Source organism: Pseudomonas sp. LBUM1668, from assembly GCF_059695715.1.
Genome location: NZ_CP166787.1, coordinates 3,575,860 through 3,598,036 on the forward strand (window position 1 = coordinate 3,575,860; position 22,177 = coordinate 3,598,036).

Annotated in this window: 19 protein-coding genes and 1 pseudogene; 13 read left to right on the forward strand and 7 right to left on the reverse strand. The window is 59.8% G+C overall.

What is annotated here, in order from left to right; genetic code table 11:
• Positions 1-88: 88 nt before the first annotated feature.
• The 8 genes from ACA061_RS16020 (at position 89) to ACA061_RS16055 (ending at position 8,950) form a co-directional block, all read left to right on the forward strand.
• Positions 89-1,018 (forward strand): amidohydrolase family protein, encoded by a 930-nt coding sequence (locus tag ACA061_RS16020; RefSeq protein ID WP_042559644.1) that lies wholly within the window; start codon positions 89-91, stop codon positions 1,016-1,018.
• A gap of 4 nt (positions 1,019-1,022) precedes the next feature.
• On the forward strand, positions 1,023-1,928 hold the full coding sequence (locus ACA061_RS16025; RefSeq protein WP_034152486.1) for an amidohydrolase family protein: 906 nt from the start codon (positions 1,023-1,025) through the stop codon (positions 1,926-1,928).
• Between the two features lie 318 nt (positions 1,929-2,246).
• Positions 2,247-3,632, forward strand: a complete 1,386-nt coding sequence (locus tag ACA061_RS16030) for a UbiD family decarboxylase (RefSeq protein WP_497299602.1) — start codon at positions 2,247-2,249, stop codon at positions 3,630-3,632.
• A gap of 11 nt (positions 3,633-3,643) precedes the next feature.
• Positions 3,644-4,264 (forward strand): UbiX family flavin prenyltransferase, encoded by a 621-nt coding sequence (locus tag ACA061_RS16035; RefSeq protein ID WP_497301946.1) that lies wholly within the window; start codon positions 3,644-3,646, stop codon positions 4,262-4,264.
• Between the two features lie 110 nt (positions 4,265-4,374).
• On the forward strand, positions 4,375-5,430 hold the full coding sequence (locus ACA061_RS16040) for a CobW family GTP-binding protein (RefSeq protein ID WP_210699790.1): 1,056 nt from the start codon (positions 4,375-4,377) through the stop codon (positions 5,428-5,430).
• 350 nt (positions 5,431-5,780) lie between these two features.
• Positions 5,781-7,148, forward strand: coding sequence for a nucleobase:cation symporter-2 family protein (locus ACA061_RS16045; RefSeq protein WP_150602890.1), 1,368 nt, complete (start codon positions 5,781-5,783; stop codon positions 7,146-7,148).
• 13 nt (positions 7,149-7,161) lie between these two features.
• The gene (locus ACA061_RS16050; protein ID WP_497299604.1) at positions 7,162-8,550 is read left to right on the forward strand and encodes an amidohydrolase family protein; all 1,389 of its coding nucleotides are present in this window, start codon (positions 7,162-7,164) and stop codon (positions 8,548-8,550) included.
• 217 nt (positions 8,551-8,767) lie between these two features.
• On the forward strand, positions 8,768-8,950 hold the full coding sequence (locus ACA061_RS16055) for a hypothetical protein (RefSeq protein WP_150602892.1): 183 nt from the start codon (positions 8,768-8,770) through the stop codon (positions 8,948-8,950).
• 276 nt (positions 8,951-9,226) lie between these two features.
• Here ACA061_RS16055 and ACA061_RS16060 read toward each other — a convergent pair whose 3' ends face one another.
• Positions 9,227-9,673, reverse strand: a complete 447-nt coding sequence (locus ACA061_RS16060; protein WP_497299605.1) for an NUDIX hydrolase — start codon at positions 9,671-9,673, stop codon at positions 9,227-9,229.
• A gap of 509 nt (positions 9,674-10,182) precedes the next feature.
• Here ACA061_RS16060 and ACA061_RS16065 point away from each other — a divergent pair.
• Positions 10,183-10,611: a nuclear transport factor 2 family protein gene (locus tag ACA061_RS16065; protein WP_497299606.1), complete on the forward strand. Its 429-nt coding sequence runs from the start codon at positions 10,183-10,185 to the stop codon at positions 10,609-10,611.
• A gap of 165 nt (positions 10,612-10,776) precedes the next feature.
• On the opposite strand, the gene mqo is transcribed toward ACA061_RS16065, so the two are convergent.
• The gene (mqo, locus tag ACA061_RS16070; RefSeq protein ID WP_210623690.1) at positions 10,777-12,423 is read right to left on the reverse strand and encodes a malate dehydrogenase (quinone); all 1,647 of its coding nucleotides are present in this window, start codon (positions 12,421-12,423) and stop codon (positions 10,777-10,779) included.
• 536 nt (positions 12,424-12,959) lie between these two features.
• On the opposite strand from mqo, the gene ACA061_RS16075 reads away from it, so the two are divergent.
• Complete coding sequence (locus tag ACA061_RS16075; RefSeq protein ID WP_497299607.1) at positions 12,960-13,391, forward strand: nuclear transport factor 2 family protein; 432 nt, start codon at positions 12,960-12,962, stop codon at positions 13,389-13,391.
• 290 nt (positions 13,392-13,681) lie between these two features.
• Here the strand turns inward: ACA061_RS16075 and ACA061_RS16080 are convergent, their stop codons facing one another.
• Complete coding sequence (locus ACA061_RS16080) at positions 13,682-14,545, reverse strand: methyl-accepting chemotaxis protein (protein WP_497301947.1); 864 nt, start codon at positions 14,543-14,545, stop codon at positions 13,682-13,684.
• Positions 14,540-15,295, reverse strand: a pseudogene (locus ACA061_RS16085) (MCP four helix bundle domain-containing protein); the annotation flags it as partial. The pseudogene ACA061_RS16085 and the gene ACA061_RS16080, both read right to left, overlap by 6 nt.
• A gap of 246 nt (positions 15,296-15,541) precedes the next feature.
• Between ACA061_RS16085 and sodC the strand changes: the two are divergent.
• The 3 genes from sodC (at position 15,542) to ACA061_RS16100 (ending at position 16,997) form a co-directional block, all read left to right on the forward strand.
• Positions 15,542-16,063 (forward strand): superoxide dismutase [Cu-Zn] SodC, encoded by a 522-nt coding sequence (gene sodC, locus ACA061_RS16090; protein WP_497299608.1) that lies wholly within the window; start codon positions 15,542-15,544, stop codon positions 16,061-16,063.
• A 137-nt stretch (positions 16,064-16,200) separates the two neighbouring features.
• A complete protein-coding gene (locus ACA061_RS16095; protein WP_150615266.1) occupies positions 16,201-16,515 on the forward strand; it encodes a DUF2388 domain-containing protein in 315 nt (104 codons plus the stop codon).
• Positions 16,516-16,595: 80 nt separating this feature from the next.
• Positions 16,596-16,997 carry a hypothetical protein gene (locus ACA061_RS16100; RefSeq protein ID WP_210553031.1) on the forward strand — a complete coding sequence of 134 codons (402 nt, stop codon included), beginning with the start codon at positions 16,596-16,598 and terminating at the stop codon, positions 16,995-16,997.
• Here the strand turns inward: ACA061_RS16100 and ligD are convergent, their stop codons facing one another.
• The 3 genes from ligD to ACA061_RS16115 are packed head-to-tail and all read right to left on the reverse strand — an operon-like array spanning position 16,998 to position 21,957.
• On the reverse strand, positions 16,998-19,598 hold the full coding sequence (gene ligD / locus ACA061_RS16105) for a DNA ligase D (protein WP_497299609.1): 2,601 nt from the start codon (positions 19,596-19,598) through the stop codon (positions 16,998-17,000).
• 17 nt (positions 19,599-19,615) lie between these two features.
• Complete coding sequence (locus ACA061_RS16110) at positions 19,616-20,569, reverse strand: methyltransferase (protein ID WP_150615263.1); 954 nt, start codon at positions 20,567-20,569, stop codon at positions 19,616-19,618.
• 11 nt (positions 20,570-20,580) lie between these two features.
• Positions 20,581-21,957 carry an iron-containing redox enzyme family protein gene (locus ACA061_RS16115; RefSeq protein ID WP_210553033.1) on the reverse strand — a complete coding sequence of 459 codons (1,377 nt, stop codon included), beginning with the start codon at positions 21,955-21,957 and terminating at the stop codon, positions 20,581-20,583.
• Positions 21,958-22,177: the final 220 nt, after the last annotated feature.

A 22,177-nucleotide genomic window follows, 5' to 3' on the forward strand; every position in this document is an offset into this window, starting at 1 on the left:
ACGTTGCGCATAGAAATGGCCGATTGCCCGGGACGTGGTTGCCGAGAGCCGCAAGGCTCCCTTCCCCGCTATCAGGAGATCGACTTCAATGATCATCGATATCAGTTGCTATCCCACCGATCTGGTGGACCTCGCCTGGAGGCATGACGGTGACCCGTTCACCGGCGAGCGTCTGCTGGAGATGATGGATGGCCCCTACATGGTCAACGGCAAGCCTCGCCGCATCGACAAAGCCTTCATTCAACCGCCGCAGGGCAACACCATCTACACCTGGACCGACGGCGACCTGACCGGCCGTGAATCCATCGACGCCTACATGGCCTACACCCTGAAAATGGTCCAGACCTACCCGGACCGGTTCATCGGCTGCTTCGTCTATAACCCGCGCTGCGGCGTGGAAAACGGCGTCGAGGCAATCGAGCGCTACGTCAAGGAACACGGCTTCAAGATGGTCCAGATGCAGGCCAACATGCACGCCTATCGCCCGGACCGTGCGCTGGACTGGGTGCGCCCCTGCTTCGAGAAATGCGCCGAGCTGGGCATCCCGGTCAAGCTGCACACTGGCGACGGACCGTACAGCATCCCGTCGGAATGGGTGCCGATGATCAAGGAGTTTCCCAACGTCGATTTCATCATGGCCCACTTCGGCGTGCAGACCGGCGGCGTCTACGTGTTCGAACCGATGCAATGGGCGATGGAATTGCCCAACGTCTACTGCGAGTCGGGCTGGTGCCTGCAATCGCGGATCGTCGAATTCGCCAAGGTCCTGCCGACGCACAAAATCCTCTTCGGCACCGACACCCCGCCGAATGAACCGGGCATGTGGCTGCGTCTGCTCGAAGTGCTGTGTCATGAGCCGCCGCAGGGCCTCAACCTCGACGAAGACACCCTCGAAGAGTACCTGGGCAACAACACCGCGCGGATGATCGGCCTCGAGCCAACCCCGCCACCGCGTTCCGTTTCCGAAGCAGAGGCGCAACTCAAGCGCCCCGTCACCACTCAACTGGCCAGGAGCTGAACCGATGATCATCGACACCCATCTGCACCCCACCAACCTGGTCGACGAGGCCTGGCGCCACACCGGCGAACCGTTCACTGGCGAGCGCATGCTCAAGTTGATGGACGGCCCGTACATGATCAACGGCAAACCTCGCCGCATCGACATGGGTTTCATCCAGCCGCCACCGGGCAACACCGGTTATCGCGACGGCAACCGTCGTGGCCGTGAGGGCGTGCGCGACTATATGTCGTACATCGCCGAACTGTGCATGAAGTACCCGGACCGTTTCATCGGCAACTTCAACTTCAACCCGCGCTGGGGGCCGGAAAACGGTGCGGCGGAGCTGGAATTCCATATCAAGGAATACGGTTTCAAGATGCTCAAGCTGCACGCCAACATGCACGGCTATCGCCCGGACCGGGCGCTGGACTGGCTGCGTCCGGCGATGAAAGTCTGCGCCAAATACAACATCGTGGTGCTGATCCACACAGGCGATGGCCCGTACACGATTCCGACGATGTTTTACCCGATCATCCGCGAGTTCCCGATGGTCAATTTCATCATCGGCCACTTCGGTATTCAGACCGGCGGCAACTACTCGTTCGAAGCGTTCTGGATGGCGATGGACACGCCGAACGTGTACTGCGAATCGGGTTGGTGCTTCCAGTCACGGATCGTCGAGTTCGCCAAGGAGCTGCCGCGCAACAAGATCGTCTTCGGCACTGATTCACCGCCGAACGAACCGGGCATGTGGCTGCGTGAACTGGAGGTGCTGTGCTCGCCAGCGCCGCAGGGTCTGGGGATCGATGAGGATCATCTGGAAGACTACCTGGGCAACAACATTGCCCGGTTGTGCGGGATCGAACCGACGCCACCGCCCAAGGATCTGGTTGAAGCCGACATACGCCTGACCACGACGTACCTCTGACTTTACGCAAACCTTAGTGTGGAAATGGAGTTTTCTGTGGTGAGGGGATTTATCCCCGATGGGCTGCGCAGCGGCCCCAAAACCTGCCACCGCGTTGTATCAGGCAAACCGCGTTGACTGGTTTTACGACTGCTTCGCAGCCGATCGGGGATAAATCCCCTCGCCACAAAGGCCCTCGCCACAGGGGATCCGCGCACAGAGCACACAGCGACTTTACAGGCACGAAGATGACCCGGCGTTCGCTCGACCGGCAGGCCAACGGCTTGTCGATCGAACGCCCTCTCACCCCTGCGTGCCTGCTTTTTACGAGGTGAAACCATGACCCGTTCGACGCTCGGCGATTCTCAGGATTTTCACGTATTCATCGATGCCTATCGCCGCGAGTACCCGGACGATGTGCTGACCATCACCCATCCGATTTCTGCCGATCAGGACGTTACCGCCCTGGTCGACGCCCTCGCCGCCCAAGGCCGCGATCCACTGCTGATCTGCGAAAACGTCGGCAGCCTCGGTGTGCCGGTCGCGACCAACCTGTTCGCCTCCCGCACCCGCATCGCCCGGTTGTTCGGCGTAACCCCTGCGCAACTGCACGAAACCTTCCAGACCCGCGCCAACCAGCCAATCCCGCCGCGCTATGTAGAGACCGGCCCGATCCTCGATGAGGTCTTCGAAGGCGAGGCGCTGGACCTGGCATTGCTGCCGATGCTCAAGCATTTCGACAGTGATCGCGGGCCGTACATCACCAACGCGATCATCATTGCCGAAGACTCGGTGACCGGCATCGCCAACATGAGCTACCACCGCTCGATGCGCCACGCCCGCCAGGCCCTCGCCACCAGTCTGCACTCACGCGGGCACCTGTGGCGGATGCTGCAAACCGCCCGCGAGCGCGGCGAAGAACTGCGCGTGGCGATGGTGGTCGGCGCACATCCATTGTTCATGCTCGCCGCTGCGGCGCGCCTGCCCTATGGCAGTGATGAACGCGCGGTGGCTGGCGGTTTGTTCGGTGCGCCGCTGGAGCTGGTGAAAACCCCGCGCTATGGCATTGGGGTTCCGGCGTATGCCGAGTTTGTGCTGGAAGGCGCCATTGATCCGGCGGCCTACGCCGAGGAAGGCCCGTTCGGCGAATTCAGTGGTTACTCCTCGGATCGCTCGACCAACAATGTGCTGCGCGTCGACACCCTCCTTCGCCGCAAGGATGCCTGGCTGGTTGACGTGATGGGCGGTCGTTACGCCGAACATCTGACGCTTGCGCGCCTGCCGCGGGAAGCGGAGATGAGCGAGAAGCTCAGGGCACGTTTCCCCGCCGTCACCGCCGTGCACTATCCGAACTCCGGCACGCATTTTCACTGCTACGTGGCGCTGGATCAGAGCCGCGACGGCGAGGCGCGGCAGATCATGCTGGCACTGCTCGGCTGGGACCCGTATCTGAAAACCGTGATCGCGGTGGACAGTGATATCGACATCAGCGACGACAGCCAGGTGCTATGGGCGCTGGCCACGCACTTCCAGCCGCATCTGGACATTTTCACCATCGATGGTTTGCCGGGCAGTCCGCTCGATCCTTCGTCCTCGGTCAACGGCACGACTTCGCGGATGGGACTGGATGCCACGCGCGGTTCCGGGTTCGACGGGATCAAGGCGCAGCTCGATCAGGATGTACTCGAACGCGCGCGGCAATTGCTCAAGGGGCTGGAATCGTGAGCCGGCAACGGATGGTGGTCGGCATCAGCGGCGCGTCCGGCTTTATCTACGGCGTGCGCCTCCTGCAATTGCTCGCCGATCTGGACATCGAAAGCCACCTGATCATCAGCCGCGCGGCGCTGCTGACCATGGCCCACGAAACCGACTACAAACTGGCCGACGTTACTGCGCTGGCCAGCCACTACCACCGTGCCGATGACGTCGCCGCCGGGATTGCCAGCGGTTCGTTTCGCTGCCTGGGGATGGTCGTTGCGCCGTGTTCGATGCGCACATTAGCGGAGATTGCTACCGGCACTTCATCAGGGCTGATCGGCCGCGCCGCCGACGTCACCCTCAAGGAGCGCCGCACGCTGGTGCTGATGGCCCGCGAAACCCCGTTGACCCTCGCGCACCTGCGCAACATGACCGCCGTCACCGAGATGGGCGGGATCATCGCCCCGCCGGTACCGGCCTTCTATGCCCGTCCCGACAACCTGGCGCAAATGGTCGACCACAGCCTTGGCCGCGTGCTCGACCTGTTCGGCCTCGATGCGGGCACCGCCACACGCTGGAGAGAAAACATAGAAACAACTGTAGAACCGAATCCTTGTGGTGAGGGGATTTATCCCCGATCGGCTGCGCAGCAGTCGTGAAACCATCTTACGCGGTGTGCCTGGTTCATCGCGGTTACAGGTTTGGGGCCGCTTCGCGACCCAACGGGGATAAATCCCCTCGCCACACAGGTCAATCAAAGGAGCTTCATATGAACACCCCATTCAACGCCCCAACCCCGAACACCAAAATCCCGGTAACCATCCTCACCGGGTTCCTCGGTGCCGGTAAAACCACCCTGCTCAATTACATCCTTAAGGAAAACCACGGCCGCAAGATTGCCGTGATCGAAAACGAATTTGGCGAAGTAGGCATCGACGGCGATCTGGTGCTGAGTTCGGAAACCGAAGAAATCTACGAGATGGTCAATGGCTGCGTGTGCTGCACCGCCGAGGTTCGCGAGGATCTGGTGCGCATCGTCCGCGAACTGGTGGCGCGCCCGGTGCGGCTCGACCACATCCTCATCGAGACCAGCGGTCTGGCCGATCCGTACCCGGTGGCGCAGAGCTTTTTCATCAATGACCCAATTGCCGATGAAGTCGAACTCGACGCCATCGTGACCATGGTCGACGCCAAGCACATCGCCCAGCACCTGGAAGATCTGCAACTGGACGGCGTCGACAATCAGGCGGTCGATCAGATTGTCTGTGCCGACCGCATCGTCATCAACAAGGTCGACCTGGTCAGCGCTGAAGAAGTCGAAGCCTTGCGCGGCAAGATCCGTGGATTGAATGCCACGGCGGATCTGGTGACGTCCACCCACGCGCAAATCGACCTGACGAAGATCCTCGGCATCGGCGCTTTCGAATGCACGCAGAAGCTTATGGAAATCGGCGCTGAACCTGAGCATCACGATCACCACGACCATCACCATGAGCACACCATCGAAGAGCAGGATCACCAACACGACCCGAGCGTGTCGTCGGTGGGCATCGCCGTGGACGGCGCGGTCGATCTGATGGCGTTCCACCGCTGGATCAGCGAACTGCGCTCATCCCAGGCCGACAACCTTTACCGCATGAAAGGCGTGCTGGCGGTGGCCAACGAAGACCAACGCTACGTGCTGCAAGGCGTGCACAGCCTGGTGGAATTCCGGGCGTCGACCGCGTGGGGCACGGAGCCCCGCTCGAGCAAGATCGTGTTCATCGGCCGCGACCTGGATCGTGCGGCGCTGAACCAGGGCTTCGCCGCCTGCCTGGCAGGCTGAACAAGGCGTCGGAGCCGGTGGATGGCGGCTTCGCAGCACGAATGACTGATGCCCGCCGAGCACTGTAAATCTGTGGAATGAACTTTGTGGTGAGTTCCCTTGTGGCGAGGGGATTTATCCCCGATGGGGTGCGAAGCGCCCCCAAAACCTGCCAACGCGGAATATCAGACAATCCGCATTCACAGGATTTGCGACTGCTGCGCAGCCGATCGGGGATAAATCCCCTCACCACGGGCCCCCCACTGAACAAATGACCTCATTCCAACAAGGGATCTTCAGTGTTCCTGGATCAAAAGGCATCAGACGAATACCCCTCTCTACCGCATAAAAACAGCCAGAGGTGTTTCCCCATGTCGTCAGCCACATCCCCATCGCAAAGCGCTTCCACCGTCCATCCCGTCGACCAGGTTTTGCCGGTGCGACAGATGCTCACCCTCGGCCTGCAACACATGGCCGTCTCGTACATCGGCGCCATCGCCGTGCCGTTGATTGTCGCCAGTGCCCTGAAAATGTCCCACGCCGAAACGGTGGCGCTGATCAGCACCACGCTGTTCTGTTCCGGCATCGCCACCCTGTTGCAAACCGTCGGTTTCTGGAAATTCGGTGTGCGCTTGCCGATCCTGCAAGGCGTCGCGTTCAGCAGCGTAGGCCCGGTGATCGCCATCGGTAGCAACCCGGAGGTGGGCTTTGCCGGCGTCTGTGGGGCGGTGATCGGTGCCGGGATTTTTACCATGCTGATCGCGCCGTTCGTGGGTCGATTGCGGCGGTTTTTCCCGCCGGTGGTAACCGGTTGCATCGTCACGGTGATCGGTTTGCAGCTGTTCCCGATCGCCTATGAATGGGTCGGTGGCGGGCGCAATGCGAGCAACTTCGGCGCGCCGGCATTCCTCGGCGTGGCGGTGGTGGTGTTGCTGACGATTCTGCTGGTCAACCGCTATGGCAGCCCGCTGCTGCGCAACATGGCGGTACTGGTGGGCATGCTGGTGGGCGCCGGTCTGGCCTACGGTTTGGGCATGGGCAGTTTTCATAGCGTCGAAGAAGCGCCGTGGCTGACCGTGCCCTATCCGTTCTACTTCGGTCTGCCCACGTTCAGCCTGATCCCCATCGCGACCATGGTGGTGGTGATGATCGTGCAGATGGTCGAGTCGATGGGGTTGTTCGTGGCCATCGGCGACATCGTCGAAAAACCGGTCGAAGACAAACAGGTCATCAACGGTCTGCGCGCCAACGGTCTGGCCAGCACCATCGCCGGGATGTTCGCCGCGTTCCCGTTTATTGCCTTCATGGAAAACGTCGGTCTGGTGATCCTGACCGGCGTGCGCAGTCGTTGGGTGGTCGCGGTCAGCGGTTTGCTGATGTGCTCGGTTGCCTTGGTGCCCAAGGCCGGGGCGATCATCGCGTCGATGCCGACGGCCGCACTGGGCGGTGCCGGTATCGCCATGTTCGGCGTGGTCGCGGCGGCGGGGATTCAGACCCTGGCCAAGGTCGACTACGAGCGCAATCGCTACAACGTGCTGATCGTTGGTTTCACCCTCGCCGCCGCGCTGGTGCCGGTGCTCGCGCCAACCCTGTTCAAACAATTACCCGAGTGGTCGCAGCCGTTCCTGCACAGCAGCGTGGTCATCGCCTGCCTGGTGTCGGTGCTGCTCAACGCCGCGCTGAATGGCGTCAGCGTGCCGCAAACCACCGCCGCTAAATCCGCCTCGCACATCCTTTGACTGGAGCCTGCCCATGACTCAACTTCAGAATATCCTGATCAAGAACCCGGTCGCGGTCATGACCGGCCTGCGCGGCACGCGTGCCCGAGCGGGCGCCGTGGACATCCGCGTGGTCAATGGTCGCATCGCCGAAATGGCTGCCGATCTTGCCGCGCAACCCGGCGAACGGGTGATCGACGCGCGCAACTGCGTGGTTTATCCGGGCTGGATCAACACCCACCATCATCTGTTTCAGAACTTGCTCAAAGCCGTGCCCGAGGGCCTGAATCAGGACCTGCACGGCTGGCTCGCCAGTGTGCCTTACCCACGTTTGAACCGTTTCACCCCGCAACTGGCGCGGATCGCCGCGCGCCTGGGGATGGTCGAATTACTGTTGTCCGGCGTCACCACCTGCGCCGATCACCATTACCTCTACCACGCCCACGGCAGCACCGAGACCGGCGACTTGCTGTTCGACCTGGCGGATGAATTCGGCCTGCGTTTCGTCCTGTGTCGGGGTGGCGCACTGGAGTCGGCCAGCGCCCATCCGGGTTTCTCCAAAACCGCGCTGCAACCGGAGAGTCTCGACCAGATGGTCGGCGATATCGAACGGCTGAAATCGCTGTATCACCAGGACACGCCGGACGCATTGCGCCGTGTCGTGATCGCGCCCACCACGCCGACCTTCTCGCTGCCGCCCACCCTGCTGCGCGAACTGGCCCACACCGCGCGCGGCCTCGGTCTGCGCCTGCACACGCACCTGTCGGAGACGCAGAATTACGTGAATTTCTGCCGGGAAAAATACAACTGCCTGCCCGTTGAGTTCGTCGCCGAACACGAATGGCTCGGCCCTGACGTCTGGTTCGCCCACGCCGTGCACCTGCAACCCGGTGAAATTCGCATGCTGGCGCAAACCGGCACAGGCATTTCCCACTGCCCGGTGAGCAATGCACGCCTGGGCAGTGGCGTCGCCCCGGTGCCGCAGATGTACGAGGCGGGCGTGCCGATCTCCCTCGGCGTCGACGGCGTCGCCTCGAACGAATCCGGCAGCATGGTCGGCGAAGCAAACACCGCATGGCTGATCCACCGCGCCGAACAAGGTGCCTCGGCGACGACAGCCGAAGATGTCATCCACTGGGGTACGGCGGGCGGCGCGCAGGTGTTGGGCCTTGGCGCCGTCGGTACGCTGGAAGTCGGCCAAGCGGCGGATCTGGTGATCTACGGCCTCGACCACCCACGCTTCTACGGCTTCCACGACAGGGCCGTCGCACCGGTGGTGGCGGGCGAACCGATCACGGTGAAATACAGCCTGGTCGGCGGGCGGATCATCGTCGATAACGGCGTGATTCCGGGGCTGGATATCGAACGCATGCGCGCCGAGGCATGGGAGGGGGTGCAGGCGATGATGAAGGTCGACGACTGACCAAAATCCCCGTGTAGGAGCTGCCGAAGGCTGCGATCTTTTGATCTTGTTTTTCAACATCAACATCAACATCAAGATCAAGATCAAAAGATCGCAGCCTTCGGCAGCTCCTACAGGGGGTACGCATTCGCACGATACGGGTTTGTCGTCTAGGGTTATTACCTCATCGGACAGAGTCCCTGCCAGCAACACCGGGCTCTTGATCAAGGAGAGACTGATGACGTCCCGCCGCAACATCGAACAGACCTATCGCACCTGGTCCAGTCCCATTCTGCTGGAACTGAAAAAGCGCGAACACCAAATGAAGCCCGTCGAGCGTCAGGCGCTGGAGAACGTATTGGTGGAAAGAAGATTGCTCGACACTGGCAATCCTGAAGGCACCGAACGTCGTCAGCGCTGAAGCCGACAACCTTTACATCAATGTTGCCAGACCCAACGCCATCGCTGGCAAGCCAGCTCCCACAATGATTGGCGGTGTGTCCACACTCTGAGGTCAACACAAAACCCTGTAGGAGTGAGCCTGCTCGCGATGGCGTCGGCGCAGCCAAAATTTGTATCGCCTGACACTCCGCTATCGCGAGCAGGCTCACTCCTACAAAGTCCGTGGCATGGCTGAGGATTCAGCACACGCCCGAGAACCCTGTGGGAGCTGGCTTGCCAGCGATAATGGCTCAGGTCAATCCAGTAATCCGGCGCTCTTTAGCAAATCGCCCAACCCCTTCGGCACCAATGGCGCCTGCTCGCTGAAGCTTGAGCTGTCATGCCAGCGCACGGTAAAGGGCGCGCCGTCGCTTTCGTGGCCTTTGATTTGCGCATGCGTGTACACACCTGGATCGGCAAACGACGCGTCGTAGACCTGGACGATCTCGTGTCCCGGTTTGCCGTTATAGATGAACAGGCTTTCCAGCGTGCCAAGCAGGCGCAGGTCCGTTATTGACTTGCCCAACTCTTCCTGCACTTCGCGCACGATGGCTTCGGCGCTGGTCTCGCCGAAATCGATTCCGCCGCCGATAGGCCGAAAGCAGGTTTGCTGGCTGACAGGGTCACGAAACTCGTTAACCAGAATGCTGCCATTGTGGTGAAAAACACAGAGTGCGAGGGCGCGGATACGCGGTTCGGCCATGGGGGTAAATCCATTTACAGGTGTGAGGCGCGGCATTTAAACACGATTTGCGCGGCACACCTGTGGCCGTCATTTGCAGCACATCACCTCAGACCGGAGAAATCGTCGCGAGCATGCCAATCAGAACGGTGAGAACCAAAAATCCACCCAGAAAATACGCCATCTTGTTCATGTTGCTCTCCTTAATGCTGAGCTTGCGGTGCACTGGACGCTTCGGGATGAAGGACTGTCGCGAGTGACCGAACTGCGGGGGCAGTTTGATCCTGCGTCTGAACCAAATACAGAGGCAGATTGAAACGAAAAAAGCGTATCAGATGGGATCTGATCTGTAGGAGCTGCGGCACGCTGCGATCTTTTGATCTTGTAAACAGGATCAAAAGATCGCTGCCTCGCTTCGCTCGAGAGCTCCTACAGGGAATGTCATAGAGCGATATCAGGCAGCGACATTAAACTTGCCCTGCCGGCGCTTTGATCTAGAGTCGAAGAACAATAAAAATCCAGAGGTGCAAATGACTGATCTGAACCTGCAACCCGGTGCCGCCGAATCCCTGAACCGCTGGCACGAGATGATCCGTACCGGCGACCTGAGCGCCCTGCCCGCGCTGCTTGATGCCAACGCCGTGTTTCGCTCGCCGATGGCGTACACGCCTTACCCTGGCGCGCAGGTCGTGGCGATGATTCTCAACACGGTGTTTGAGGTATTCGAGGACTTTGAATATCACCGCGAACTGGCGACAGCTGACGGTTTGAATGTGGTTCTGGAGTTCAGTGCCAAGGTGGGCGCGAAGGAACTCAAGGGTATCGACATGATTCGTTTCGACGAGCGCGGCAAGATTGTCGAGTTCGAAGTGATGGTGCGGCCACTCAGCGGCCTGCAAGCGCTGGGCGAAGAAATGGGCCGACGCCTTGGTGCCTACCTGGCTGCCGCCAAAGCCTGAACTCAGCACAATCCCCTGTAGGAGCTGCCGAAGGCTGCGATCTTTTGATCTTGCTTTTCAAAGCAAAGTCAGAAGATCGCAGCCTTCGGCAGTTCCTACATGAGGGCACAAAAAAAGCCCACTGACCGTCGCCGGTTCAGTGGGCTTTGTGCGTCAGGGATCTAGTTACAGAGCCATGTCACGTGCAGCGTTTTCCTTTGGTGCTTCAGCTTTTTCAGCTGCAGGCGCCGCCGGAGCAGCAACCTGACCGATCACTGGAGGCGTCGGCAGTTCGAGGATTTTAGCGGTGTAAGCCCACTCTGCAGCCACTTTGGCTGGATCGCTGTTCAGCTGAGTGCCGTAGCTTGGAACGATCTGGTGCAGCTTGGATTGCCACTCTGGGGTCGCGACTTTGTCTTTGAAGACTTTCTGCAACACGCTCAGCATGATCGGTGCAGCGGTCGACGCGCCTGGCGATGCGCCCAGCAGGCCGGCGATGGAGCCGTCTTGCGAAGCAACGATTTCGGTGCCCAGTTTCAGCACGCCGCCAGCCGCTTCATCACGCTTGATGATTTGCACGCGTTGGCCGGCCTGCCACAGGCGCCAGTCTTCGGCTTTGGCGTTCGGGAAGTATTCCTTCAGCGCGTCCAGACGGTCTTCATCCGACAGCATCAGTTGACCGGCAAGGTACTCGACCAGCGGGTATTCCTTGATGCCGACCTTGGTCATAGGCCAGATGTTGTGGGTGGTGGTGCTGGTCAGCAGGTCCAGGTAAGAGCCTTCCTTCAGGAATTTGGTGCTGAAGGTCGCGAATGGGCCAAACAGAATGACGCGCTTGCCGTCCAGAACACGGGTGTCCAGGTGGGGAACAGACATCGGCGGTGCGCCAACCGAAGCTTTACCGTAGGCCTTGGCCAGGTGCTGCTCGGCGATGGTCGCGTTGTCGGTCACCAGGAACGAGCCGCCAACCGGGAAGCCTGCGTATTCCTTGGCTTCAGGAATGCCCGACTTTTGCAGCAGGTGCAGTGCACCGCCGCCCGCGCCGATGAACACGAACTTGGCGTCGGTTTCGGTTTTGGTGCCGTCTTTCAGGTTTTTGTAGCTGACGCGCCAGGTGCCGTCTTCGTTCTTGGTGATGTCCTGCACTTCGCTGGACAGTTTCAAGTCGAAATTAGGCTTGGTCTGCAGGTAGCCGGCGAACTGGCGGGTGATTTCGCCGAAGTTCATGTCGGTACCCAGCGGGCTCCAGGTGGCCGCGATTTTCTGGTTCGGGTCACGCCCTTCCATCATCAGCGGGACCCACTTCTTGATCACAGCCGGGTCTTCGGAGTACTGCATGCCGGCGAACAGCGGGCTCGCTTGCAGGGCTTCGTAACGCTTTTTCAGGAACTTGATGTTGTCATCGCCCCACACAAAGCTCATGTGCGGAGTGGTGTTGATGAACGAGCGAGGGTTCTTCAGAACGCCTTGCTGAACCTGCCAGGCCCAGAACTGACGGGAAACCTGGAACGCTTCGTTGATCTCGACGGCTTTCGGGATCGTGACGTTGCCTTTGTCGTCTTCCGGGGTGTAGTTCAGCTCAGCGAGAGCCGAGTGACCGGTACCGGCGTTGTTCCAGCCGTTGGAGCTTTCCAGGGCGACGCCATCGAGGCGCTCGACCATTTCCATCGACCAGGTCGGTTCCAGCTCATTGATCCACACACCCAGGGTGGTGCTCATGATGCCGCCGCCGATCAGCAGTACATCGACTTTCTTGGCCTCTGCCGCATGAACGGAGGTCAGCCCCATCGACAAAGCCAGCCCTAGCAAGGCCGTGTTCACTTTTTTAAACATCTGTTGCACCTATGATAAAACGCCTTCCGCCCGCCTCTGTTATCTGCATGCGATCCGCTTTGATGACGCTCAGGCTGGCGTCGCAGATTCCGGCACACTTCAATTTTGACGGGTGGGCACACAAGGCCGACATGCCGCATCGACCTCAGTTAATGTCCCTTCTGAACTGACTTCTTATCATTATTGGCTCAGCTACTTGAGCGACAGGGATTCCATCTGCCCGCCCGTAAGGCAAGCAAACTGAATAAGGTCAAACCAAGTTGGCGCGCAGAATATCACGTCAGGGCAAACCCGCGCGTCTGTTCCCGACCTGAGAGTCTTTTTCCGCTCAGGGACTTATCGGCAGCCGGGCGCCGAACATGACCCTGATGATAGTTTCCGGCTGAAAGCGCTCTGCATTCAAGTGTAGTTACCTGTGTGATGAAGTGCCTTGAGCCGCTGTGTAATCAATTAATAACCTGCTACGTTGTACGATGACTGATGAATTCTATCGAGTAATCAGTCATCAACCTCATAACAACAAGGAAACAGCACTCATGACCAAGTCCCGCCTCCTGATCGGATTTCTTTGCGCCTTTAGCGGCTACGCCATGGCCGCCGCTGCCCCGGCCGAGAAAGATGTTGCCCAAGCGGTCGATCATCTGACCCAGGCGATGCTGCACAAAGACATTGCCGAACTGAATGCCCTCACCGCGCCCAACCTGACCTACGGCCATTCCAGCGGCAAGATCCAGGACAAGAAAGCGTTCATCGCCGACATCGAAACCGGCAAGAGCGCCTTCAAAACCCTGGAGATGCAAAACCAGACCATCACCCTGTCAGGCGACACCGCGCTGGTGCGCCATCACTTCTCCGCCCAGGCACTGAAGGGCACTGAAGTGATACCAACCGAGATCGAGAACTTACAGATCTGGCAGAAGCAGGGTGGCAAATGGTTGCTGGTGGGTCGGCAGGCTTTCAAGTTCTGAATGATGTGAATATGGCCTGAATGGTTGTGGGCTGATATGGCCCCCATCGCGAGCAGGCTCACTCCTACAGGGGTCGGTGGTGTTACGCACAAAACCTGTGGGAGCTGGCTTGCCAGCGATGAGGTCGGCACTTCCAGCATCGATATCGACTGACTCACCGCTATCGCTGGCAAGCCAGCTCCCACAGGGATTTGCAGTGTACGCAGGATGCGTACACATGGCTTAAAAATGTGGGAGTGAGCCTGCTCGCGATGACGGCAGACCGGACTGCACAAATCCACGTTCAACCATCACAACCGAAACCGATCCACCGACTGCGCCAACTGCCCCGCCAGGCTCGACAACTCATCCGTGGTATTCGCCGTTTGCCCAATCACTCGACTATTGCCCTCGGACATCCCCGCAATCATTTCTACTTGATGAGCGATTTCGTTACTGGCCAGGCTCTGCTCTCCGATCGTGCGGGTGATGTCGTTGACCAGTTGCGTGGTGCTCAACGTCGCTTCAAGAATTTCGCGAATCGCCCGCTCGACGTCGGCGGTCACCGCCATGCCCTTGTCGACCTGAGCTACGCCGGCCTCCATGCTACTGACGGCCTCGCGCGTGCTGTGCTGAATGCGTGCAACCATGGCGGCGATTTCCTGGGTTGATGCACTGGTTCGCGCGGCCAGACTGCGCACTTCATCAGCCACGACTGCAAAGCCCCTGCCCTGCTCGCCCGCCCGGGCCGCTTCGATGGCGGCGTTGAGCGCCAGCAGGTTGGTTTGGTCGGCAATGCCCTTGATCACCTGGATGATGTTGAAAATGCCTTCTGACTCCTGATCCAGTGTGCGAATAACCTGCGCCGACTGTTGCGCCGAACGAGCGATATCGTCCATGTCGCTCACCACCTGATGGATCACCTGGCCACCATTCTTCGCCAGGGACTGCGCCTGACTGGCCATGCCCAGGGCGCGTTCGGCGTGGCGGGTAATATCCTCGATACTCGCGGTCATCTGGCTGGCGGCGGCGGCCATGGTCCCGGCGGCGGCGCTTTGCTGCTGGCTGCTGTCGGCAACCTGATGGCAGCCGTGGCTCAGTTGTTCGCTCATGCCGCTAACGCCTTGGGCATTGCGCCGCACCACATCGATCATGTTGCGCAGGTCCCGCTGCATGGTTGCCAATGTGCGAATCAATACGCTGGCCTCGTCCTTGCCTGAAGGCTCGACGATCGGCTCGCTGAGGTTGCCGTGGGCGATGCTCTCAGCGATGCGACTCGCAGACTTCAATGGCCCGAGAATACTCAACATCACCCAACGCCCCTGCGCCAGCAGCAAAAGCAAACTGGCGACCAACACAACGCCGAGTGCGATATTGGCATTGTGGATCGCCGCTTCAGTACCTTGGCTGGTCTGTGCCGTATTGGTTTCAATCAACTCACTCAAAGCACCCATTTGCTCTTCGAGCTGACTGAAAACATTGTTGAAACTACCGAGTTGCTGCTGCGCCGCTTCCGGGTTATCCAGCGCCAGCCCGACAATGCGCTCACCCGCGTCGATATACGTATCGAGGCTGGGCTTGATCTGCTCCAGCGCCGTGCGCAATGCCGGGTTGATCGGCAGCTTGATGTTCTCGTCGAGCACTTCGCGAAAATGCCCCGCGTGTTCACCAATCGAAGCGCGTACCTCGGCTGCCGTGCTGGTGCTTTTACCCAGGCCCACCAGCATCGCCGAGTAGACATCGGCACGCAGGGCGTCGTGCATCATGTCGGCTTCCATGTGGTTGCGCAGCGCGCTCATGCTGACCGCGTTGTCGCTGACCGCCGTGGCCATCCGCAGGTTGCCGACGTAGCTGACCAGACTGACGATCAATGCCGTCAGCAGACTGGTAACAATCAGCAACACTAAACGCAGTTTGATCGTCACAGTGGAATCCTCTCTGGGTACGCTGAAAAAGCCCTTGTCAGCCCTTCAGTTAAGCCTGTTTGCGCCGTTCTGCCGCGCCAGAACGTGTCAGCAGTTGTCTGCGCGAAGACGCAACCCCGGCAAAACTTTCGGAATGTGCGACGAGTCTCATTTTGCAACGTAGCCGAATCCAGCGTTCATCGCCCGTTAATGCGCATTGGTTATTGAATCGGCCTTCTGAAAATCGTGTAGCAAAAGGAAACGCTTATGAAACGCGCAGTCTGGTTGGGTTTGCTCGGCACCTTGGCCATCGGTACCGCTCAGGCGGCAACGGAAAAAGTCTCCATCAATCTGGTTAGCGCTGACGGTGCACCGCAGGCAATCGGTGCAGTGACGATCAGCGAGACACCTTATGGCCTGCTGTTCACACCGGATCTGAAGTCCTTGCCGGCCGGCGTTCATGGCTTTCATGTGCATGAAAACGGCAGCTGCGAGGCCGGCATGAAGGACGGCGTCAAAGGTGCTGCACTGGCCGCTGGTGGCCACTTCGATCCACAGAAAACCGGCAAACACCTCGGGCCCTATGCAGACGGTCATCTGGGCGACCTACCGGCGGTTTACGTGACCGCCGACGGTATCGCCAACTATCCGGTGCTGGCGCCGCGCCTGAAGAAAATCTCCGACATCAAAGGCCACGCACTGATGATCCACGCCGGCGGCGACAACCATGCCGACATGCCCAAGCCATTGGGTGGTGGCGGCGATCGCATGGCGTGCGGCGTAATCTGATAGCCCATCAGGCCGGGTGACTCGCGACAGTGTCACCCGTGTCTGTCATGCGCACCCTCAGGGAACTCCCGACCCTGGCGCCCCTCTCACCTATGTAGTACTTCCCTTTTGCTTCGCGCTTGTGGAGGAATACCGTCATGCGCAAGTTAGTGCTCGTTTCTTCTTTACTCTTATGCCTGCCCGTGGGTACTGCTCTGGCCAAAGTTGATGCCGGAGATGTCGCGACCTCTGCAGGTGTCTCCGCGTCGCTGTATTCGACCTTCAAGGATCACAAAATGGTGATTCCGGCTCGTGACGACCTGTCTGCATTTGTCGCCAGTGGCGGGGCCATTCGTGGGGTTTATCTTGAATCGGTGCTGCAACAGGTGCGTCAGGACAATCCCGGCATCAATGCCAGCGATGAAGACCTGGCCAACGCGATTCTGGTGCATTACGAAGGGTTGAATCAGTAGCTGTCACGGACGAAGCCGCCGATGGACGGCAGCTGAAGGCGCATAGGCAAAATTGTCCGACGGCCTCTATGATGGAGGCCATGACGACTCCTGCGCCAATGCGCTCACCCTGCCCCCCCGGCGCCTGCAATTGCGGGCGCGACCCGTTGGTGGAGAAACCCGACGCAGATCTGCGCATCCTGCTGCTGACCCGCGAGCAGGAAAAAGTCCTGCTCGCACGACTGGAAAAGCTCAAAGACCTCGCCGATCTCCGACATCTGCAAAACCGCATGTTTGAGCAGTTGGGGATTCGTGTAGACATATCGCCTGGTTTTCACGAAGTCCGCACCATGCTCGGCATCGACATTCAGATTGAGGAAATTCCGGGACTGTGCCGCAAGACGCGCAAGTCGATACCGGCAGCCATTCGCCGAGGACTCAACAATAATCCCGAAATCGCCTTCGAACTGCTCAACGCCCACGACTTACTGCGCGGTACCTGATCACTTCTTCATGCCCACCCGTTTACGCATCTCGGCAGTGATGCTCTGACGGGTTTTCTTCATGTCCGCCCAAGGCTCGTCGCCGACCTCCGCCAGCCGCTCATGGACGTTGTGGATATTCCACTGATTGCCACCCTTGATCTCGGCCACTTCCTCCCGAAACAGCGGCACCGATACCGGCAGGCCTTCGCGAGTACGCGCCGCATAAGTGCAAATAGTCGTGGCCCCGAGGCCATTTCGCAGGTAATCAATGAAGATCTTCCCGACGCGATTTTTCGGCCCGGACACCGCCGAGAAACGATCCGGCAACAGCTTGGCCATATGACTGACAATCGCGTGGCTGAAATCCTTGACCTCGTCCCAACCCAGTTTGCGTATCAGCGGCACCACTAGGTGAATGCCCTTGCCGCCGCTGGTCTTGAGGAACGCCTTGAGCCCCAGTTCATCCAGCACCGTGAGGGTCAGCGCAGTAGCTTCGACCATGCTTTTCCACGGCAGCGCCGGGTCTGGATCGAGGTCGAGAACGAAGCGGTCGGGCTTATCCAGGTCAACCGTGGTGGCGTTCCAGGTGTGCAGTTCGACGGTGCTCATCTGCACCGCGCCAATCAGCGCTTCGGCGTTATTGATCAGCATCACCGGTTGGCCGGTGATGTCTTTGTCCAGCGTAGTGATTCCGGGTATCGCCAGGCGCTCGGCGTTTTTCTGGAAGAACAGTTCGCCGGCGATGCCATCCGGCGCGCGGACCAAGGCGACCGGGCGATCCTTGAGTTGCGGCAGAATCCATTCGGCGACGCTGGCGTAATACTCGGCCAACTGCATTTTGGTGGTACCACTGACGGCATCGATCACTCGATCGGGGTGGGTGATGCGCACTTTGCCATTGGCCAGGCCGAGCTGCGATGGCGCGGTTTCGGCCGATGCAGGTTTACTCGCCGCGGCTTTTTTCGCCGGTTTCTTCGCGGGGGCTTTTTTCTCTGAAGTCTTCACGGGCTTGGCTCGCTCCTCAGTGATGTCCCTCGCCGGTTTGTCATCGCGCAAACCATGAAACACTGCGTGGCGCACCAAGCCGTCCTTGGTCATTTCGGCAAACGCCACTTCCGCCAGCAACTTCGGCTTGAGCCAGTGCACGCCTTTGGCCTCGAAACCGCTGGGTGGATTGACCACTGCGGCGGTCTTCACCTGCAACGGTTTGAGTTGGGCGAGGATGCTTTTCAGCGTTGTTTCATTGAAACCGGTGCCGACCTTGCCGGCATAGCGCAACTCACCACTGTCGCGATCGTGCAACCCCAGCAACAATGCACCAAACGCACTGCGCGCGCCTTTGGGATCGGTGTAGCCGACGATGACGAATTCCTGACGATGTTTGCACTTGAGCTTGATCCAGTCACCGCTGCGCCGCGACACATAAGGCGAGCCGAGGCGTTTGCCGATCAGGCCTTCCATCTGCATCTGACACGCGCTGTTGAGCAGCGCATCCGGCGTCTCGTCAAAGGCTTCGGAGAACCGCAACAAGGGCTGCTCATGGGCGCCGAGAACCGTGGACAATGCTGCGCGACGTTCCTCGACTGCGACTTCACGCAGGTCGACGCCGTTGAGATAGGGCAAGTCGAACAGGTAATAGAGGATGTTGGTGCTTTTGCCGGAATCGAAAGCATTTTGCAGCGCCTGAAAATCCGGTACGCCCTGCTCGTTGGCAACCACCATTTCACCGTCGAGCCAGGCCGATTCCAGTCCCAGCGCGGCAAGGGCCTCGGCCTGTTTCGGTAACTTGTGCGTCCAGTCGTGACCGTTGCGCGTGAACAGCTGCACCTGATCATGATCGATCCGCGCCATGATCCGGTAACCGTCAAACTTGATCTCGTAACTCCACTCGCCCGCCGGGGCGCTGTCGACCAAGGTCGCCAACTCGGGTTTGAGCTGCGCGGGGATCTTCGCCTTGTGTGCGCCGGCCAAGGTGCCCGAAGCCTTTTTGCGGGTCTTGGGGGCGGCCTTCTCCAGCGGTTTGACCTGCTTGGCCGCAAGCTTCGGTTTGTCGACCAACGTACGCTCGCTGAGCACGCTGTCCGGCTCGGCCACCAGCACGTCGTAGTCGTCCTGCGGGCGGGCGGCGCTGTCCTGATGTTTGATCAGAAACCAGTTTTCCTTTTTGCCCGGCATGTGCGTACGCACCAGATTCCAGATGCCGGCGAGTTTCTCACCTTGCAGTTCGAACTTGAGCTTGCCTTTGGCGTAGGCCTTTTGCGGGTCTTCCAGCGGAATCCATACGCCGCGATCCCAAACAATCACATCCCCGGCGCCGTAATGCCCTTCAGGAATACTGCCCTCGAACGTCGCGTAATCCAGCGGATGGTCTTCGACATGCACCGCCAGACGCTTGACCTTGGGGTCGAGCGACGGCCCTTTCGGCACCGCCCAGCTCTTCAGCGCGCCTTCAAGTTCCAGACGAAAATCGTAATGCAGGTGCGAAGCGTCGTGTTTCTGGATGCAGAACTGCAAGGCGTGATCACCGGCCGTTTTCTTGCCCGAGCGCTTGACCGCCGCCGGTTCAGACGTCGCCGAGAAATCGCGCATGCGGTTGTAGTCATCGAGGTTCCTGCTCATGGCGCACCTGCCTTGTTTCAGCCAATACGGGTCACGGTCAATGCGACCACGGCAATCCGGTCGACTCGCTGATAACCGGGGTTTATCAGTTCTTCACCGAACACATCCGGGTCGAGCTCGCGGTACGTCCAGCCAAAGCGCGATTCATCGAGGCGTGGCAATACGGTGTCGAGAAACGGGTCGCGACCGTCAACCATCGCCACGCCGGTGTACAGCACCAGGGAACCGCCCGGTGTCAGCCGGTTGAGTGCCTGCTCGACGATGCGCAGCGACAACCCGGCGCCCAATGTGCCGCCGCCATGCCGGTAGGCGCGAGCGGCCGGATCAGCCATGTACGGCGGGTTGGCAACGATCAAATCGAAATCGCCGTCGACGCCTTGCAGAATGTCGCTGTTACACGCTTCGACGTTGGCCACTTCCGCCAGTGCCGCATTGATCGTGGTCAGGCGCAGCGCGGCGGGGTTGATATCCAGCGCCAGCACTTGCGCTTCACGACGGGCACGGGCGATCAGGATCGCGCCGACGCCGGCGCCACATCCGATGTCGACGGCGCGGTGGATCGGCGCGAAGTTCTGCTGCAAATGCGCGTGAATCAACTGTGCGAAACGGTAGGTGTCCGGGCCGAAAAACACCGAGTCGGCGGCATCCGTGGGAAACGCCGAATGCACAAACAACATATCGTCCAGGCTCGACCAGCGCACCCGACTCTTCAGGTGCCCTTCGTACGTGTCGATGACTTGAGCGTCCAGCAGTTGCTGCTGCTCATCAGCGGACAACAAGCCCGGTTCAAACGGCCGTGACCAGCCAAAGACATCGCGCAGAGAGTCGGCGAACTGACCTTCGTCGCGCTGGTTGACCCGCTGATGGGTCAGCGGCGTCGGGGTGGTGAAACGGTAGCCGTCAGCCTGCAAGCGCCGGCCCAATTGCAGCAGCGCGAGGTCATGGGTGGACAGTTGATCTTCCTGAGTCATTGACGATTTCCTTAAGGCAAACGGGATTTGAGATCGATGAACCGGCGGGTCGCGAGCAACCCCGCCGGGTGCGCATGCCGGGCCGGCGCGAGCCATGGGATGAGCGTCGCCATTTGAGCGTGGCCATCCTGCCCTTGCAGCGTGTCGTTGAGCTGCTGCACATCGGGGTCCTGTTCAGGCACCTCGATCGGGGAGTTGGCGGGGGCGTGTCGACGCAACGCGGTGGGTTTGTTCGCGGGTTTCCAGTCGCCGGCAATCCAGTCGTGCACCAGTTGTTTTTCGTAGGCGCTGAACACCCCGAACATGGCCGCGCCATCGCCGTCGATCAACTGCCAGAAGCGGCTGGCCTGCGGGTCTTCGTGGCGTTTGATCCAGCCCTTGTTCTGGAGCGCTTGCAGGAAGCCGGGCAGATGCTCGGGTTCGGCCAGCCATTGGTTGACGGTCTTGCCTTCAAAGCGGCAATAGTCCGAGTGCATGTGCTGAGCGAACGGGCACTTGCGCTCCAGCATCGCCAGCAATTCGCGCTCAAGGTCGAACCCTTCGATGATCGCGCGGCTGCCCTGCCCCAGATCGTTGAGCCGATAACCCAGCGATACCCGACGCAGAAAGTCGGCGCGATCAGCCTCAAGCGGCAACAGATCCAGAACGGCCTGCACGGCTTTTTGCGCATGGCCGGTGCTGGCGTTGTCGATGGTCACGTGGAGGGTGAAATAGTACGGATCAATGCCCAACTCGCTGAGTTCGTAACTGCTGATCAGCAAATGCAACGGCAGTTGTTCGTAGCCGAGGTTGTAGCCGATTACCTCGGGCAAAAATTCATCGCCGCAGGCACCGAGAGCCAGTTGCAGCGCGCCCTGCAGATAGCGTCCGTCTTCCAGGAGGCTGGCATGATCGAGGTCGTGCTCGGCCAGCAGTTTGCGGTAGATCACCACATGGTTTTGCGCCGGATTACCCTCCCCCAGTTCTTCCAGATACGTGCAGAGCAAACCGCTGAAACGTGGATCGCGCCAATGCTGCAACAAGCCATACAGCCACGCGCCATCGACCAGTTTGGTTGGCGCCACCGCTTGTAGAAAGTACAGCGCATGAGCCTTGCTGGTGAAGAATTGCCGTGGCCCACCGGCCTTGCGTTGTTGCAGATACTCGGCGTATTGCCGGGCGACGTCGGCGCAGTGCTCGGCCACCCAGGTGTGCCAGGCCGATGGATCGTGCGGGAGTTCCTCGGGCAACGCTGCGGCGCGTTGCAGTTGTTCGTTCAAGAACGTTTGCGCGAGGCCTTGGGAGTTCTCCTCGCGCAATAGCGTTTCGTAAATGCCACGCAGATTGCCGGCAGGTGTGATCGCTTGTGCTTGGGCCGGCACAGATTGCAAACGTGTCAGGACAGTCATGGCAATATTCTCGGTCGATTGGTACGGCGCTGTTTCGCGCCTCTACAGCAGCAGAGGGGCTGCGCGTGCCAAAAATTCAATCGACCTCAAAAATGCCCTGACGGACGGCGTACCACCGTCGCTGACCACACTCCCCTGTAGGAGCTGCCGAAGGCTGCGATCTTTTGATTTTGATTTTTTAGAAGCAGGGTCAAAAGATCATCCGATCGCGGCCCGAGCC